Origin of the sequence: Pseudomonas sp. PvP028 (assembly GCF_017832255.1) — a bacterium.
Classification (GTDB): Bacteria; Pseudomonadota; Gammaproteobacteria; order Pseudomonadales; family Pseudomonadaceae; genus Aquipseudomonas; species Aquipseudomonas syringae.
The window spans coordinates 5609428-5625681 of sequence record NZ_JAFIBL010000001.1; the positions used below are offsets into that span (position 1 = coordinate 5609428).

At 54.4% G+C, this 16254-nt stretch carries 18 protein-coding genes and 1 tRNA gene; 9 read left to right on the forward strand and 10 right to left on the reverse strand.

The window, feature by feature from the left end; genetic code table 11:
* Nucleotides 1-15: 15 nt before the first annotated feature.
* On the reverse strand, nt 16-945 hold the full coding sequence (locus JOE34_RS23865; protein WP_161420776.1) for a LysR substrate-binding domain-containing protein: 930 nt from the start codon (nt 943-945) through the stop codon (nt 16-18).
* 332 nt (nt 946-1277) lie between these two features.
* On the opposite strand from JOE34_RS23865, the gene JOE34_RS23870 reads away from it, so the two are divergent.
* From JOE34_RS23870 to JOE34_RS26010, 6 genes are all read left to right on the forward strand, one after another.
* Nucleotides 1278-2399 (forward strand): alkene reductase, encoded by a 1122-nt coding sequence (locus JOE34_RS23870; RefSeq protein ID WP_122242375.1) that lies wholly within the window; start codon nt 1278-1280, stop codon nt 2397-2399.
* Between the two features lie 331 nt (nt 2400-2730).
* A complete protein-coding gene (locus tag JOE34_RS23875) occupies nt 2731-2979 on the forward strand; it encodes a ribbon-helix-helix protein, CopG family (protein WP_209996744.1) in 249 nt (82 codons plus the stop codon).
* Complete coding sequence (locus tag JOE34_RS23880) at nt 2957-3268, forward strand: type II toxin-antitoxin system RelE/ParE family toxin (protein WP_209996746.1); 312 nt, start codon at nt 2957-2959, stop codon at nt 3266-3268. The genes JOE34_RS23875 and JOE34_RS23880 overlap by 23 nt, the downstream gene beginning before the upstream one ends.
* Before the next feature lie 506 nt (nt 3269-3774).
* A complete protein-coding gene (locus JOE34_RS23885) occupies nt 3775-4275 on the forward strand; it encodes a type VI secretion system tube protein Hcp (protein ID WP_209996748.1) in 501 nt (166 codons plus the stop codon).
* A 19-nt stretch (nt 4276-4294) separates the two neighbouring features.
* Nucleotides 4295-4822: a DUF2778 domain-containing protein gene (locus JOE34_RS23890; protein WP_209996750.1), complete on the forward strand. Its 528-nt coding sequence runs from the start codon at nt 4295-4297 to the stop codon at nt 4820-4822.
* Complete coding sequence (locus tag JOE34_RS26010; RefSeq protein WP_245227058.1) at nt 4819-5109, forward strand: hypothetical protein; 291 nt, start codon at nt 4819-4821, stop codon at nt 5107-5109. The genes JOE34_RS23890 and JOE34_RS26010 overlap by 4 nt, the downstream gene beginning before the upstream one ends.
* A 141-nt stretch (nt 5110-5250) precedes the next feature.
* Here JOE34_RS26010 and JOE34_RS23895 read toward each other — a convergent pair whose 3' ends face one another.
* The 7 genes from JOE34_RS23895 to dapA form a co-directional block, all read right to left on the reverse strand.
* On the reverse strand, nt 5251-6720 hold the full coding sequence (locus tag JOE34_RS23895) for a hypothetical protein (RefSeq protein ID WP_103712920.1): 1470 nt from the start codon (nt 6718-6720) through the stop codon (nt 5251-5253).
* A 360-nt stretch (nt 6721-7080) separates the two neighbouring features.
* Complete coding sequence (locus tag JOE34_RS23900; protein WP_209996753.1) at nt 7081-7812, reverse strand: nucleoid-associated protein; 732 nt, start codon at nt 7810-7812, stop codon at nt 7081-7083.
* A gap of 369 nt (nt 7813-8181) precedes the next feature.
* Nucleotides 8182-8271: transfer RNA gene (locus JOE34_RS23905), tRNA-Ser, on the reverse strand.
* Between the two features lie 92 nt (nt 8272-8363).
* Nucleotides 8364-9074 (reverse strand): phosphoribosylaminoimidazolesuccinocarboxamide synthase, encoded by a 711-nt coding sequence (purC, locus tag JOE34_RS23910; RefSeq protein ID WP_003430849.1) that lies wholly within the window; start codon nt 9072-9074, stop codon nt 8364-8366.
* Between the two features lie 28 nt (nt 9075-9102).
* Nucleotides 9103-9861 (reverse strand): MBL fold metallo-hydrolase, encoded by a 759-nt coding sequence (locus JOE34_RS23915; RefSeq protein ID WP_011267088.1) that lies wholly within the window; start codon nt 9859-9861, stop codon nt 9103-9105.
* Nucleotides 9862-10980 carry an outer membrane protein assembly factor BamC gene (gene bamC, locus JOE34_RS23920; RefSeq protein ID WP_003421238.1) on the reverse strand — a complete coding sequence of 373 codons (1119 nt, stop codon included), beginning with the start codon at nt 10978-10980 and terminating at the stop codon, nt 9862-9864. It lies immediately after the preceding gene.
* A gap of 18 nt (nt 10981-10998) precedes the next feature.
* The gene (gene dapA / locus JOE34_RS23925) at nt 10999-11877 is read right to left on the reverse strand and encodes a 4-hydroxy-tetrahydrodipicolinate synthase (RefSeq protein WP_003317384.1); all 879 of its coding nucleotides are present in this window, start codon (nt 11875-11877) and stop codon (nt 10999-11001) included.
* A 325-nt stretch (nt 11878-12202) separates the two neighbouring features.
* Between dapA and JOE34_RS23930 the strand changes: the two genes are divergently transcribed.
* Both JOE34_RS23930 and JOE34_RS23935 read left to right on the forward strand, forming a co-directional pair.
* A complete protein-coding gene (locus JOE34_RS23930) occupies nt 12203-12766 on the forward strand; it encodes a glycine cleavage system protein R (RefSeq protein WP_003368263.1) in 564 nt (187 codons plus the stop codon).
* Nucleotides 12767-12775: 9 nt separating this feature from the next.
* Nucleotides 12776-13249, forward strand: a complete 474-nt coding sequence (locus JOE34_RS23935) for a peroxiredoxin (protein ID WP_003317382.1) — start codon at nt 12776-12778, stop codon at nt 13247-13249.
* Between the two features lie 66 nt (nt 13250-13315).
* Here the strand turns inward: JOE34_RS23935 and JOE34_RS23940 are convergent, their stop codons facing one another.
* Together JOE34_RS23940 and JOE34_RS23945 are read right to left on the reverse strand one after the other, a co-directional pair.
* Entirely contained in the window at nt 13316-14386 is a 1071-nt protein-coding gene (locus JOE34_RS23940; RefSeq protein ID WP_004406094.1) for an AI-2E family transporter, read from the reverse strand.
* A 35-nt stretch (nt 14387-14421) separates the two neighbouring features.
* The gene (locus tag JOE34_RS23945) at nt 14422-14673 is read right to left on the reverse strand and encodes a sulfurtransferase TusA family protein (protein WP_032658501.1); all 252 of its coding nucleotides are present in this window, start codon (nt 14671-14673) and stop codon (nt 14422-14424) included.
* 140 nt (nt 14674-14813) lie between these two features.
* Between JOE34_RS23945 and JOE34_RS23950 the strand changes: the two genes are divergently transcribed.
* Complete coding sequence (locus JOE34_RS23950; protein WP_003409438.1) at nt 14814-16247, forward strand: M48 family metalloprotease; 1434 nt, start codon at nt 14814-14816, stop codon at nt 16245-16247.
* Nucleotides 16248-16254: the final 7 nt, after the last annotated feature.

The following is a 16254-nucleotide window of genomic DNA, read 5'->3' on the forward strand; positions in this document are numbered from 1 at the left end:
CGATTCGATGATTATTCAAGCCCGCTCAACACGCCCGGCAGGCGTGAGATTGGCTCCCAGGTAGGCGACCAGCGCGCTGACTTTTGGCAGCGCCTCGCGACTTCGAAGCCAGACAAGATTCATCGGAAGGCCTTCGGTAGCAAGATCCGGCAGCACCTCCACCAGTCTGCCGCTATTGAGATGACACTGGACCAGCCAGGTCGGTAGCTGAGCGATGCCAAGCCCCGCCAACACTGCCATTACCTCACCCTCTCCGTCTCCCACGGCAATGTGCGGATGCATGATCCTGCGCTCCATGTCCCCCGCTTGGCGGCCCTTGAAATACCAGGGGATCGCCATACCGTCATTTTGCCCATAGCCGATGCACTGGTGGTCATCGAGGTCCGACACCGTTTTGGGCTCGCCGTGTTGGTTCACATACTCGGGTGACGCGCAGAAAATCAGCTTCTGCGTTCCAAAAAACTGGTGAGCCATGGCGGCTGGCCAGGCATCTGAACCACCGATCCTGACGACGATATCGATGCCCTCGTGCACCGGGTCGACGTAGCGATCGGAAAAAGACACATGGGGCTGCAACCTGGGGTGCTGCTTCATGAAATCAAGAATCAACGGCAGGACATGTAAACGCCCATACGAAGCTGGCAAATCAATACGCACCTTGCCCTGTGGCTCGGTCTGGGTTGAGGTCAGCGCAATCTCGACTTCCTCCAGATCCGAAAGGACCGTTGTGCAGGTACGGTAAAAGGTTTCCCCTGCCTCGGTGAGCGACAGCCGACGCGTGGTGCGCTGAAACAACCGGGTGCGCAGACGCCCTTCCAATCGCGCAATGCTCTTGCTGATCGCCGAGTTGGTCAGGTTCAACCGTTCAGCTGCGGCCGTGAAGCTGCCCATGTCGGCGACGATGACGAACACATCGATACCCTTGAGTCGCTCAGAGGAAAACATAAACGCTCCGATTATTGAATTCCATTCCACTCACTTGATAGAAACCAGCAAAAATAAAACGCCATTTCTCCAATAGACTATGTCAAAACCTGTTCGGAGTTAAGCCTCATACAGCGCTGCACTGGCCCCGGACAACACCTAACGCTCGGACTATCAGTCCTGATGATGGCGTTCGCAACATCCCTGCTGGGCAAGTTGGCGGGTGGCTAATGGGCTTCGGAGTGATCGTTGCGCTGCTGCTGACGCGTCGCCAGTCATCCCCTGACAGCCGCCTTCCCCAAGGCTGCTGCCGTCATTGTCCTTTTAATTCCCCCTCCACAGGAGAGACTGCCTTGACTCTGTTCAACGAATTCAAACTCGGCAACACGACCCTCAGCAACCGCGTCGTCATGGCGCCCATGACCCGCTCGCGTGCCCCCGAGGACATCGCCACCGAACAGATCGCGCTGCATTACACCCAGCGCGGCACCGCCGGCCTGATCGTGTCGGAAGGTACGCCGATCTCCCGTGAAGGCCAGGGCTACCTGTTCAATCCAGGCATCTATACACCGGAGCAGATCCAGGGTTGGAAGCTGGTGACGGACTCGGTCCACAGCGTCGGTGGTCACATGTTCGCGCAGCTCTGGCATGTTGGCCGCGTGTCCCATACCTCGATCCAGATCGACGGCCAAGCACCGGTCAGCGCCACCACCAAACAAGCACAGGGCGCAGTCGCATTCGCTTATGACGAAGACGGCGAACCCGGCTTCGTGCCTACCTCCGTGCCGCGCCCACTCACCACCGAAGAAGTGGCGCGAGTCGTCGAGGATTTCGCCCAGGCCGCGCAGAATGCGATCGACGCCGGTTTCGACGGCGTGGAAATTCACGGCGCCAATGGTTACCTGCTGGAGCAGTTCCTCAACCCGCTGGTCAACGATCGCACCGACCAGTACGGCGCGAGCAACCTGCAAGATCGCCTGCGCTTCGTCTTCGAAGTGGTCGATGCCGCCTGTGCCAGAATCGGTGCCGACCGCGTTGGGATTCGCATCTCGCCCTATGGTCAGTTGTTCGATATGCCGCTCTACCCGGAGATCGACGAAACCTACTCGGCGCTGTGTGCAGGCATGCGCGAACGCGGCATCGCCTATGTACACGTCATGGACCAGACGCACTTCTTCATGGCCGGCGAAAGCTCCGCCGCGCAGGAGCAGGCATTACGCAAACTGCTCAAGCACTGCAAGGCCGAACTGGGCAACACCGCGCTGATCCTCGCCGGCGACATGACCCGTGAACGCGCTGATGCGCTGCTGGAAGAAAACCTGATCGACCTTGCTGCGTTTGGCCAGCCTTTCATCGGCAACCCCGACCTGGTCGCCCGCCTGAAAAACGGCTGGCCACTGACGACCCCGGACCGTGACACCTACTACGGTGGCGATGCGCACGGCTACATCGACTACGCGCCCTACCGCGCTTGATCTACTGGCCGGGACGCCGCGTTCGAGCGGTGTCTCGGCTGGTCTCGCGGTGAAAGCTGCCTTTCAGCCGGGCACGGGCAACTGTGTCAGCGCAGCCATATCCTTGCCGTGAGTAGTTGGGTCTGAATGACGACGAGTTGGAAGTCCTCAGGGATAGGCTTGTACGGCATCTGACTGAACCGCTAGACGGATGAGAAGCCGATAAAAGTAAACTCTCAGTAAAATCTGTTTTGACTGAACATTGACAGACCCCGTGCGTGAGCAAGTACACTGAGTATACCGTTTAATTTTTTGTATACATTGTTTACAGCTAGCAGCCGTGGAGGCCAATATGGCATCGCCTGTTCTGTCATTCCGAGTAGAAGAAGGCTTGGTCGAAATGCTCGACCAGCTTGCCCTTGCCACGGACCGTGATCGTCAGTACCACCTGAAACGTGCTCTGTCTCGCTACGTTGAAGCAGAAGCGTGGCATTTGAAAGCCATTGATGAAGGCTTGGCCGACATCGATGCAGGGAAGACGATCGATCTGGAAACCGTTAAAGCCAAGTGGGTAACACGTGCCGCAAATCGAGTTAAGTGAAAAAGCCGATAGCGATCTGGAAGCGATTCATGAGCATTACGCGGGGCTGATGGGCCACCAGAGAGCTGACGAAGCCGTAAATACCATTCTGGAATCCGTTGAGCAGCTCGCGACGTTTACGGGAATGGGACGCCCTTCCCAAACCCCGGACGTGCGCGAGCTTGTGCTTACCCGCTACCCCTTCGTAGTGAGCTATGTGGTTCGCACCCAGGTCGTATTCATCGTTCGTGTGCTGCATGAGCGGAACGAGCGCCTGAACACTGCAAACATTCCAGATCAATTCCGCTAGGCCCCGAGCCTGCAGCCCTGCGTCTTGCGCCCTTGCCACGCAGGGCTCAATCGAGCATACCTTTGTTGATAGACACTTCATCGACTGGTAAGCGGTCATCTTTCTCAGAGATTTCTTACGAGGGTTTGCTACCGCGCGCCATGCGGAGCCGACTAATTACGGATATGTGACGATGCTCCGCACAGCCACGGCTGGAGTCGCAAACCTCGAATCTTGGTATCTGTGATTACGGTGCAGGTTGTTGGGCGACACCGGACAAGATGTTCAAACAAGAAAATACGCACACTGCTAGCAGATTAGTCTTACATAAAAAGGGCTAGGTATGATCCAGTATGGGCAATCGAATCAGTCAACCAGTTGACCGGCGGCTAAATTCAAACAAGAACGTGACATATGATCCATCCAGGATACGGTTCAATTCAATTATTTTTTTGCGCACACAATCATTATTGTTCTAACGTACCGCACTGAAAAATAAACACCCAACATGGAAGGAAGAAAAACTCATGGCTTTTGACGCTTATTTGAAAATAGAAGGCATCCCCGGCGAGGCGCTTGATGCTCAATTCAAGGGCTGGATCGAGATGGAGGATTTCGATGTAGGAGCAAGCCAATCAGCCTCAGCAACTGCCAACAGTGCTGGTGGAGCAACAGGTGGCCGAGCGCGTATGAGCGATCTTTTTTTTCGCAAGACTGTGGACAAATCAACGCCTAAGCTTCATGAAGCCTGTTGCAGCGGGAAACACTTCAAAGAAGTTATCATTGCCGTAAATAGAGCAGGCGCTGAAAAATTAAAATATTTGGAAATAACTCTTGAAGAAGTGATTATTTCATCTGTAAATTTAAACGGAAATGGCAGCCTCGAGGGTGGGTTTCCCACTGAAACAATACGCTTGAATTATGGCCGTATGAAAATGACCTATACGCAACAAAAGCGTATCGATGGTCAGGGTGGTGGCCAGGTTGTAGGTGGTTGGGATGGCATAGCTAATAAAGTATACGCCTGAAACCAAGAGGACTACGTTCATGGTTTCTCCAATTGTTGATACAAACAAGATTGCATATTGCACCTATGAGCTGAATGGCCAGACAACCAGTATAATGCACTGCAGCAATAATGAGAGCTATGAGGCCTTTTCAGGAAGGGAAGGCTTTGTCAATGACCCCTCCGAGATTAGCAACGCTAAGTTCGGACCGCTGCCGCCCGGCAGATATTACATATTAGACAGGGAGAGTGGTGGGATGCTGGGTTGGATCAGAGATCCAATCAAGGATTTTTATGCGCAAACTGATCGTAGTGGCTGGTTGTCACTTTACCGAGATGATGGGCGCATTGATGATCAAACAACCGTCAATGACGTAACAAGAGCGAATTTCAGAATACATCCTGTCGGCCCCTTGGGCCGGAGCGAAGGGTGTGTCACCATGACATCTAAAATAGCATTTGATCAGCTAAGCAAATACCTACACAATATGGAAGGAGATAGACTTCAAGGATCCGGACAGAAATATTTCGGCATTCTAGACGTAATAGACCCGAGAGAAAGAAAATGATGAGTATTGTTAAAGTAATCATAAAATCTTTCGTGATTTTTTTGATAGCGTCGTTCCTCACCCGATACCTTATTGGAAGCGGACTGGTTCGAAAAGTACTGGAAACCTCTATCGGTAACGCGCTGTATACAACTCTCTCCAATCTCTTCAACGTCAATGGATCCGAGCAGGCAGAAACATTGATAATCAGCGTACTGCTCATCGCTTCTTTAGTTTTTGTAACTATACTTGGCTGGCTGGCTTCAATTATCACTTCAAGATTATATCAAAGAAAACTTAAAAAATAGGAGTTATACCACTACACTGAACACGCCTTTGGCTTTTGTAATAGGCAGCGAAAAACGCTGCTTATTGTCCAAAAAACGCAGACCTCACCCTACAGAATTCATTCCAATTACGGAGAATAGACGTTACAAAAAAGCCGTTCACTATCGTTCTAGGACTCCAAACAAACTCAGTGTCAACTCAACATTCCAACAAGACAACGCCATAACTACATATATAATAAATACAACAACGCACGTAATCCAAAAATTCAATTTAACCGAAAACAAAGAATTATCAACGATTCTCTGAAGCTCATCTGCCGACATATGTGACCTAACTATACCTTTCCAATCTCTAAACAGCTTTGTAGAAATTAGACTTACAGAAACTGCCCCCCAGAACCTCAAAATCATGGCCACAACCAAATAAATAGAAAACGACTTGAACAACACCACAGCTTCTGGACTCTTTAATGCATCCTCAGCAATAAATCTGCGAGATACGACCCCAGCAGTCAGCACAAACGCCAAAGCCAACACATCTGCAAGTAAGCTTCCCGTAAATTGATGACTTGCCGAAACATACTTATCAACTACACCAGACAAGTCTTTCTGTATATCGGATAGTTCCTTCGTATAATCTTTTTTCCTATCCAAAACTACATATTTATACCTGGACTTTGCCTCTGTAAAGGCAGCAAATACGAGACGAACCGCACCGATTAAAGCCTGATTATCTTTCAAATCAAGAGTCAGCCTATCGACAACAAGTAATATTCTAGTTTCTTCATCGCTTTCTGCGTAGCACCATTCAACGCAACCGATCACGACATCGACATCCCGTCTCGAAAACTCTTGCAATTCGCCATCAAAAACACTTAATTCAAGCTTTCTGCGCCCCTTCAAGGTAACTTTATTCCAACTATAAAATTCTTGAACTAGTGAGATCATGGAGTAAACAACGCAAGCTTTATTAAAGTAGACTGCGATAGCGTTATCAATGTCTCCCCAATTGAAAAAAAAGCGCTCAGGGGACACCATCATGGCATTTCCGGTAACAAAGTGCACCGATTTAAGAAGCTTCTCCAGATTGGGAAGTTTTGTTGACATCATCCACTCAACAGGTAAAACCTGATCGAACTTATTTGTCGGAACTATTGCAATTCTAGGCCCTCCAAACGGAGCATCGATACCGCATACAAATATTTTAAGCGGTCTTTCAGATTGAAGACTCTGGTGTAGATCACCACCTAGCAAACAAGATACTTTTGGAAGCCAACTATCTAAAAAGTAGGCTTTGTCAAAAAACAATAATCCATCTATATCGACATTTGTTGCTAGGGAATCTCGCAGCAAAGCAGCCTTATCAGTTACAGATACAACCCAATCGAGCATGCGCTGGTCAGTAAAATCCACCTCATCCCAAGCTTCATCTTGCCCATCGACCTGCAAGCGAATGCTCGTTATAGCATGCTCACAAATCAACTTAGATAACTCGCCTAACACAGTCCGAGAAGGAGGCCTAAGAAGACCAGAGTAGTTAGCTCCAAACGTATTCTCATTGCAAGAAATATCAGCCTCCCGCTGCAAACGAACTAAAAGCTCGGAAAACAATCCTAGATCGACAGCCATAACTACTCTCGCTCTTCCACGGTAGTAGCTCTAATGGTAATTATGTATGAACCATCAGCCTGCTTTTTCTTGTCCAAAATGCTTGGATTACGCTCTCCCTGCCAGATTACTTTGACCCCCGCATCAGTGACCCACTCGCCTTTCCTATCCTTGTTCGGAATTGACCCCGGCTTGGGTGAAAAAGATACTCCACCAAGCCCAAGCTCCCCCATGTGCGAGTCAAAGCTGCTTTTCATCCGAGCAACTTCTACTGGATCAGTATGAGTACAGACGCGATCTTTAATATCGCTATACGCAATTTCACCATCCGCAAAAGCGTCAAGTAAACCGATTACTGAATGCCTAACGTCTGAAGGAGTTTTACCCCCCCAAGTCCCCGCCGTACGCTCTTGCCCATCGATGGCAAGCCACTACCATCTGTTTAGTCAAGGTAGAATCATTTACTCTAAGACGGACGCCAAGGAATCGCTTAAAATAATCGGTAATAGCGTCTTCCGTATCGAGCACCGCACCTGTTTTTTTCCGTTCTACTGCCAGTACATCCCAGGCAAAATCGTCTCCGAGCTGAATTAGAGCTTTCTTTTGAACAGCAGCAGCCTGCTCGGAAAGAGCTTCTATAATTTCTTCCAATCTAACCCTCGTGTTCTGCACTGCATCTCTTTGCTGACGCAGCACGGTACTATAATCCAGCTTAATTAAAGCGACTAGGGACTGCCTTGAAGTTCCAGAAATTATTGTCACCCTTGCTACTATTAGGACCCCATCGGCTGTTTGCCCAGCTGAATGTTGCCCCAAAAACAATCTAGCTATCTCTTTAGACTGTTCGACAAACTGACTATCGGGATTATCAATAATTGCATTACATGCTGTCACTAGATGCGAAGTTTCTTTATCGACAAAAGTGTACTGAGTACCTTGCCCTGTTTCCGATATGATTTTTTTGAAGAATGCCCTTTGTGTATCGCTTGAAAGAAGAACCTCATCCAGACATTCAGGCTCTTCCTCGCCAGATTTCAGAATATGATAAATGAAGTTCTCAACAACGAGCTCATTTCGCTGCGCCTCAGTCAATACACTGACACGATTTCTCACTATCAAAATTCCCTTTCAAGAGCGACCATCAAAAAATTGATGACACATTCCCTTCACAATAATCAATGAAACATAACGTGTCCACATCGTCGACGATTTTTCAAGTATTCTCGCTCAAATTTACCTTAAAAAAACATTATCGAAGCACGAGCTTGCCATAATCAATCGGCTTGGCCTACGCAAAGGCGACGACAGGCTTGTGAGGAGCTTCTGATAGAGAGAACTAGGGGCAGCAACCGACCAGACTCAGTAGATGGCATATGGGGTGTTGTAGGCCCAATACTGGGATAGGATTTACGTACAATATCTATGTACATCCCATAAACGAAAAAGCCCCGCAGAGCTCAATCTGCGGGGCTTTTCAAATAATGGCGGAGAGATAGGGATTCGAACCCTAGGTACCGGTGAAGGTACAACGGATTTCGAATCCGTCCCATTCGGCCACTCTGGCATCTCTCCAACGGCGCGCATCATAACAGCATCAACGCAGAAGGCGAAGCCCTTCTGCTGTTTTTTTTTCGTGCTATCAAGCGCTTGCGTGTTTTTTCCGCTTACAGCGGCACGCCCAGACGGTTTGCGACTTCTTCGTAGGCTTCGATGACGTCGCCCAGACCCTGGCGGAAGCGGTCCTTGTCCATTTTCTTGCGGGTGTCCTTGTCCCAGAGGCGGCAGCCGTCCGGGCTAAATTCGTCGCCGAGGACGATTTCACCGTGGAATACGCCGAATTCGAGTTTGAAGTCGACCAGCAGCAGGCCGGCGTCGTCAAACAGTTTGGTCAGCACGTCATTGACCTTGATCGACAGCTCTTTCATGCGAACCAGTTGCTCGGCGGTGCCCCAGCCGAACGCCACAACGTGGGATTCGTTGATGAACGGGTCGCCCTTGGCGTCGTCCTTGAGGAACAGTTCGAAGGTGTACGGGTTGAGCCTGGTGCCCTCTTCGATGCCCAGACGCTTGACCAGGCTGCCAGCGGCGTAGTTACGCACAACGCATTCGACCGGGATCATGTCGAGCTTCTTGACCAGGCACTCGTTGTCGCCCAGCAGCTTGTCGAACTGGGTGGGAATACCCGCTTCTTCGAGCTTCTGCATGATGAAGGCGTTGAACTTGTTGTTCACCATGCCTTTACGGTCGAGCTGTTCGATGCGCTTGCCGTCGAACGCCGAGGTGTCGTTGCGGAACAGCAGGATCAAGCGGTCAGCGTCGTCGGTCTTGTAAACCGATTTGGCTTTGCCGCGGTAGAGTTCTTCACGTTTTTCCATGATGGGCTCCGCTTGCTAAGTAGTTGGGCTAGGCGATATGTCGCCAGTCGAGCCCTGAATCTTGATCGGCCAGTTGCAGCCAGTCCGGGTCGCACCCGAGGGTGTCGACGAAACATTGCCGGGCCAGGTGCGGCAGGTTGTTCTTGCTGCTGAGATGCGCCAGCACCAGGTGCTGAAGGTCCTGCCATCCCAGTTCGCTCACCAGGCTGGCAGCCTGATGGTTGTTCAAATGACCGGTTTCACAGCCAACGCGTTGCTTGAGAAAGACCGGATACTGGCCTCGGGCAAGCATGTCGCGACAGTGATTGGCCTCGATCATCAAGGCATCCAGGCCTTGATAACGCTGTAATACGTTGGAGCAGTAAGAGCCAAGGTCGGTCAGCAGGCCAAAGCGGCGCTTGCCGTCACTGAAGACGAACTGCGTCGGTTCCAGTGCATCGTGAGCGACCGACACCACGTCGATGTCCAGTGCGCCGATCTGCAGACTCTCCCCGCCTGCCAGCAGGCCGGCAATCTCCACCGGCTTGCGCATTCCGCGCAAAGTCCCGCTGCTGAGGTAGACCGGCACATTGTAGCGCCGCGACAGCAAACCCACGCCATGCACATGATCGGCATGTTCGTGGGTCACCAGTATGGCGCTCAGCTGGCTTGCCGAGACGCCCAGACGAGCCAGGCGCCGCTCGGTTTCCCGCAGGGAGAAACCGCAATCGACCAGTACGTACGTATCGTTGCTTGCGACCAGCGTGCCGTTGCCACGACTGCCGCTGCCGAGAACCGCGAAACGCACTTAACCCAGGTTGTCTTGAATAACGCTCAACACCCGACGTGCGATATCCGCAGGTGCAACGGTGTTGATGTTCTTCTCGACGGTCACTTGAACGTTGTCACCGACCTTGCTCAGGCGGACCTGATAGCGCTCGGCGCGGGCATCGATCTCTTCCTTGGTCGACTTGCTGCCAAACATGCGGCCGAAGAAACCAGGCTCGTTTTCAGGCGTCTTGGCTTTTTCAGCCAGGTTGATGTAGTACAGACCCAGGCTGCGGTTGATGTCCTCGACACGCCAGTCGCCCTGATCCAGCGCACGGCCGACACTCGACCATGCGCGGTCCAGATCGGCACCGAGGTTCAAGACCGGGTTGCCGCTGCCGTCTTCGCTCAAGGCAACACGGCTTGGGGTGTCGTAGTCACGTGCCGCCAACAGGGAAATCGAACCGCCCTTCTCGGCGTTGCGGCCCATGCTGGCCAGCAGATCGTCGGTCAGTGCGGCATCAAGGCCCAGGTTAGTGGTGCGTGTCGGGAAGGCCACGTCGGCAGTGCTGCCGGCAGGACGCTCGACGCTGACCACGTAGACTTCACTGGTATTGCGCTGCACGCCCGGCTCGATGCGAACCCGTACACGGGTTTCCGAGTCGGCCGAGACGCCAGCAGCGCTCAGACGCTTGGCCACCGAAGCGGACAGCTCATCGAGGCGCTGCCACGAGGAGCTGAATTCGCCCGTCTGTGGACGCTCTTCGGCGATACGGAAACCGTTGTCTTCGAAATACTGGTGGGCCACCGGCCAGACTTCGGCTGGCTGACGCTGAGCCAGGATCCAGTGCGCATCACCACTCTTCTGCAGGCTGAAGTCGCTCGACTCGGAAGTCGTGCCCAGCGGCTGAGGACGGGGCACGATGTACTCGCCGTCTTTCTGGGTGCTGTCAGCCACGTTACGCGGGATCGGCAGCAAAGGATCCAGACGCTTGACGCCGGTAACATCGGCAGGCAACTGCATGGGTGGGGTCTGGGTCGCCTGGAGGTAATCACTGCCGCGATCACGGAAGTAACCATCTTCGCCCCAGAGCCAACCGCAACCGCTGGTGCTGGAGATAATAAGAGCAAGTGCGGAAAGTCCGGCCAATCGCTTCATTGCGTGATACTTCCTCAATTAAACCAGGACGCCGGACTGGCGCATGGCCTGACGCAGCGGTTCATGACAGGCTTCGCTGAGCCAGGTAAGCGGCAGACGGATACCGTCTGGCATCAAACCCATTTCATGCAATGCCCACTTCACGGGGATAGGGTTGGATTCGATGAACAGGGTGTTGTTGAGCGGCATGAGCTTTTCGTGAATCGCCCGGGCCGTTTGCGCATCGCCACGCATGGCCGCTGCGCACAGATCGCTCATGGCGCGCGGTGCAACGTTGGCGGTCACGGAAATATTGCCCTTGCCGCCCAGCAGCATCAATTCGACTGCTGTAGCGTCGTCGCCGGAGTACACCAGAAAATCGCTGCTGACGCTGGCCAGGATGTCCTTGGCGCGTTGCAGGTTGCCGGTGGCTTCCTTGATACCAACGATGTTTTTTACCGTCGACAGACGCGCAACGGTCTCTGGCAGCATGTCGCAGGCCGTACGGCCCGGCACGTTGTAGAGGATCTGCGGGATGTCGACAGCATTGGCGATGTGGCTGAAATGCTGGAACAGGCCTTCCTGAGTCGGCTTGTTGTAGTAAGGCGTCACCAGCAGGCACGCGTCGGCACCCGCATTTTTGGCGTTGGTGGTCAGTTCGACGGCTTCACGCGTCGAATTGGCGCCTGTACCGGCGATGACCGGAATGCGACCTGCAACCTGAGTGACCACTCGGCGGATGACTTCGATGTGTTCGTTCACATCCAGCGTCGCCGATTCACCGGTGGTGCCTACGGCAACAATGGCGTGGGTGCCCTCTTGCAAGTGGAAGTCAACCAGTTTGCTCAGGCTGTCCCAGTCCAGACGACCTTGTGCATCCATTGGTGTGACCAGTGCCACCATACTGCCCGCAATCATGCAACCGCTCCTGCCGGAAAAAGAGAGCCGTAATGGTACTGGCGCTATCAGCCTTGTACAAGCGAAGTACCGCGCTCTGAGCATTCCCCTGAGCGATGGTTTTCGCTACCCTTCGTCCTTTGATCGGTACTGGTCACCTGCGCACCTCGCTCAATCGGTCGAATTTGTCGCCAGAAGCCCCGCCCCAGCGCACTCCAGCCCAGTCATGGTATATCCATGCGAGCCAGGCGCCGAGGGACCCGGCAAGTAATCTTGCGCCATCGATTGTCGAAACAGCCCCGCAAGTCCGAAAAAGTACCGACCGCTCATCGTCTAGGAATGCTGCATGTCGTCCACCCCCACAGTTCGCGAACAATTCCTTGTCATCAGTGCCCTTGGCGCAAACCCCATGGAGCTGACCAACGTCCTGTGCCGCGCCAGCCATGAAAACCGCTGCTCGGTCGTCACCTCGCGCCTCACCCGCCACGGCGAGTGCAGTGCACTGATTCTTCAGGTGTCGGGCAGCTGGGACGCTCTGGCGCGCCTTGAAACCGGCCTGGCGAGTCTCTCCAAGAAGCATGCGTTCACGACCAGCGTCGTGCGCAGCGCCACTCTGGAGAACCGCCCTGAAGCCCTGCCCTACGTGGCCTACGTCAGCTCGGCGTACCGCCCGGACATCATCAATGAGCTGTGCCAGTTCTTCATCGACCACAACGTCGAGCTGGAGAACCTGATCTGCGACACCTATCAGGCTCCGCAGACCGGCGGCACCATGCTCAATGCCACGTTCACGGTGACACTGCCTGCCGGGACACAGATCAGCTGGCTGCGCGATCAATTCCTCGATTTCGCCGACGCGTTGAATCTGGACGCACTGATCGAACCCTGGCGCCCACAAGCCCCAATGTAAGGAGTCCTCATGACTGTCACAGTAGATCATCCGGTTCCCGATTTTCAGGCACCCGCTACCAGCGGACAAACTGTCGAACTGTCTGCGCTCAAGGGTCAGCAGGTGGTGATTTATTTTTACCCGAAAGACAACACGCCCGGCTGCACCACGCAGGGCCAGGACTTTCGTGACCATATCGCGCAGTTTCAGGCAGCCAACACGGTTGTGCTCGGTGTTTCCCGCGACAGCCTGAAGACCCACGAAAACTTCAAGGCCAAGCAGTCTTTCCCGTTCGAGCTGATATCGGACAAGGACGAAGCCGTCTGCCAGCTGTTCGACGTCATCAAGCTCAAGAAGCTCTACGGTAAGGAATACCTGGGCGTCGACCGCAGCACCTTCCTGATCGACAAGGAAGGCGTACTGCGTCAGGAATGGCGCGGCGTGAAAGTGCCTGGCCATGTGGCTGAAGTATTGGCGCAGGCCGAAGCCTTGAACAAAGGCTGATCAGCGTGCCCCGCTGCGGCGCGCAAGGTGCCGCAGCGATTCAGCCCTGCTGTCGCAGCTATACCGTCAAAGTAATGGGGCTACCGTCGGCTCATTGCGCGGCCAGGCGTCGAGCACGGCTTTGAACAGCGTGGCTAGCGGAATCGCAAAGAAAATCCCCCAGAACCCCCACAGTCCCCCGAACAGCAGCACGGCGCAGATGATTGCGACCGGGTGCAGATTGACAGCCTCGGAAAACAGCAGCGGCACCAGCACGTTGCCATCCAGCGCCTGAATGATGCCGTGAGCGATCATCAGGTAGATGAACTGATCGCCCCAGCCCCACTGGAACAGACCGATCAACGCCACAGGCACGGTGACCACTACCGCGCCGACATAAGGCACGACCACCGATATGCCGACCAGCATTGCCAGCAGCGCCGCGTAATTGAGCCCGAGCGCGGCGAAAGCAATGTAGGTCACGCCACCACAGATAAAAATCTCGATGACCTTGCCACGAATATAGTTGGCAATCTGGCGCTTCATCTCATCCGCCACCCGGTTGATCAAAGCGCGCTCACGGGGCAGATAGCCACGCGCCCAGCGGCCGATCATGTGCCGATCCTTGAGGAAGAAGAACACCAGAATCGGCACCAGCACCAGATAGATCATCAGGTTGACCAGCAGAGGCAGGCTGGAGATCGAGAACGTCAGCGCCAGTTGACCGATCTTGCCCACTTCACCACGGGCAACCTCAATGGCCAGTAGCACTTGCTCGTCGGACACCAGATGCGGGTAACGCTCGGGCAGCAGTAACAGCACGGATTGCCATTTGGCGAGCATACCCGGGGCTTCGTTGAACAAAGTGATCAACTGGTGCCAGAGCAGTGGCACCAATACCAGAAGGAACACCAGCAATACGCCGATGAACAGGGTGAACACCAGACCGACGGCGGCCATTTCGGGCATGCGCAGGCGTTCCAGAACACTGACCAGGCCGTGCATCAGAAATGCCAGCACCAGACCGGCGATGACCGGCGCCAGCATGCCGCCCAGCGTCAGGACAAGGGTGAACGCCAGAAACAGCAAAACCGCCAGGACCACCGCCTCCTCGTCAGAGAAGTAGCGTTGCACCCAATTGCGAAGCACATTGAACATCAAACATCCTTTTCGGAAAAAAACGCTGCTGTGGGTCAGGCCTTGCGCAGCCAGTAACGATAAATGCCGGCATCGAACTCTTCATGCAGCAACTCGTGCCCGGCGAGCCTGGCAAAAGTTCGAAAATCGCGCTGCGAACCGGCATCGGTGGCAATTACTTTCAGCACCGCGCCGCTGGCCAGGCGGTTGAGCTCCATCTTGGCTTTCAGCAGGGGCAGCGGACAGTTGAGACCACTGGCATCCAATTCGGCGTCACAGGCCTCGGGGCGCACTACAGCGTCAGACATCGTTTATCTCCAGGCGGACACATCGAATTACAAAGCAGGTCCGAAAAGGCAGGACGAACAAGGCGGCAAGAATACCTCACTCTGGTCAGCACGCCATCGAGCCAGCTACAGTACAGGTTCTTCTGACCAGAGCTTCGTGCATGAATTTTTTGCGTCCTACACTGCTCACCCTAGCCTGCCTGTTCGCTACACACGGCATGGCGGATGACCTCCCCTCGCTTGGTGACGCCAGCTCCTCGATTGTCTCCCCCGAACAGGAGCACCGTCTGGGCCGTGCGTGGCTGGGGTTGCTGCGCGGCCAAGTGGCGCAGCTGTCGGACCCGCAACTCAAGGACTACGTCGAAACTTCGGTCTACAGCCTGGCCGAGACCAGTCAGGTTCAGGACCGGCGGCTTGAATTCATCCTGATCAACAGCCCGCAACTCAACGCCTTTGCCGCACCCGGCGGCATCATCGGCGTCAACGGTGGCCTGTTTCTCAACGCGCAGACCGAGGGTGAGTACGCTTCGGTACTGGCTCACGAGCTGGCTCACTTGTCGCAGCGCCACTTCGCCAGGGGCATCGAGGCCCAGCAGCGCATGCAAGTGCCAGTCATGGCCGCGATGCTGGCGGGTATCGTCATGGCAGCCGCAGGCGCCGGTGATGCGGGTATTGCCACCATCGCCGGCTCACAGGCTGCCGCGATCCAGGAACAACGGCGCTTTTCGCGCCAGAACGAGCAGGAGGCCGACCGCATCGGCATTCTCAACCTGGAGAAGGCCGGTTATGACCCGCGCAACATGCCGACCATGTTCGAACGCCTCATGCGCCAATATCGATTCGACGCCAGGCCTCCGGAGTTTTTGCTGACTCACCCGGTCAGCGAGTCGCGGATCGCCGACACACGCAACCGTGCCGAGCAGGCCAAACCGGGCGGCAAGGAAGACAGCCTGCTGTACCAACTGATGCGCGCCCGTGTGGCACTGATCTACGAAGAAACCCCAGGCATCGCCGCCAAACGCTTCCGTGCGCAACTGGTTGAAAACCCGAAATCCGATCCGGCGCGCTATGGCCTGGCCATCGCGCAGATCAAGGGCGGACAACTGAACGAGGCCAGGGAGACCCTCAAGCCACTGCTCGAAAAAGCGCCGAACGACATTACCTATAACCTGACGCAGATCGACCTGGACATCACCAATAACCGGCTGGCCGATGCGCAGCAGCGTGTCGATCGCATGCTGACGCTGTACCCCGGCAATTATCCGCTCAATGACGTGCGTATCGACGTGCTGCTCAAGCAGAACCGCACCGCCGAAGCCGAGAAAAGCCTTGAAGCGCTGCTCAAGACCCGCCCGGATGATCCGGACATCTGGTACGTCGTGGCGGAAACGCGTGGCCTGAACGGCAACACCATCGGCCTGCATCAGGCGCGCGCCGAATACTTTGCGCTGGTCGGCGATTTCCGTCAGGCGATCCAGCAACTGGACTTCGCTAAACGCCGTGCGGCCAATAATTTTCAGCTGGCATCACGTATCGATGCGCGGCAAAAGGATTTGATCGAGCAGGAGCGGATGGTCAAGGACATGATGAACTGATCGTCCG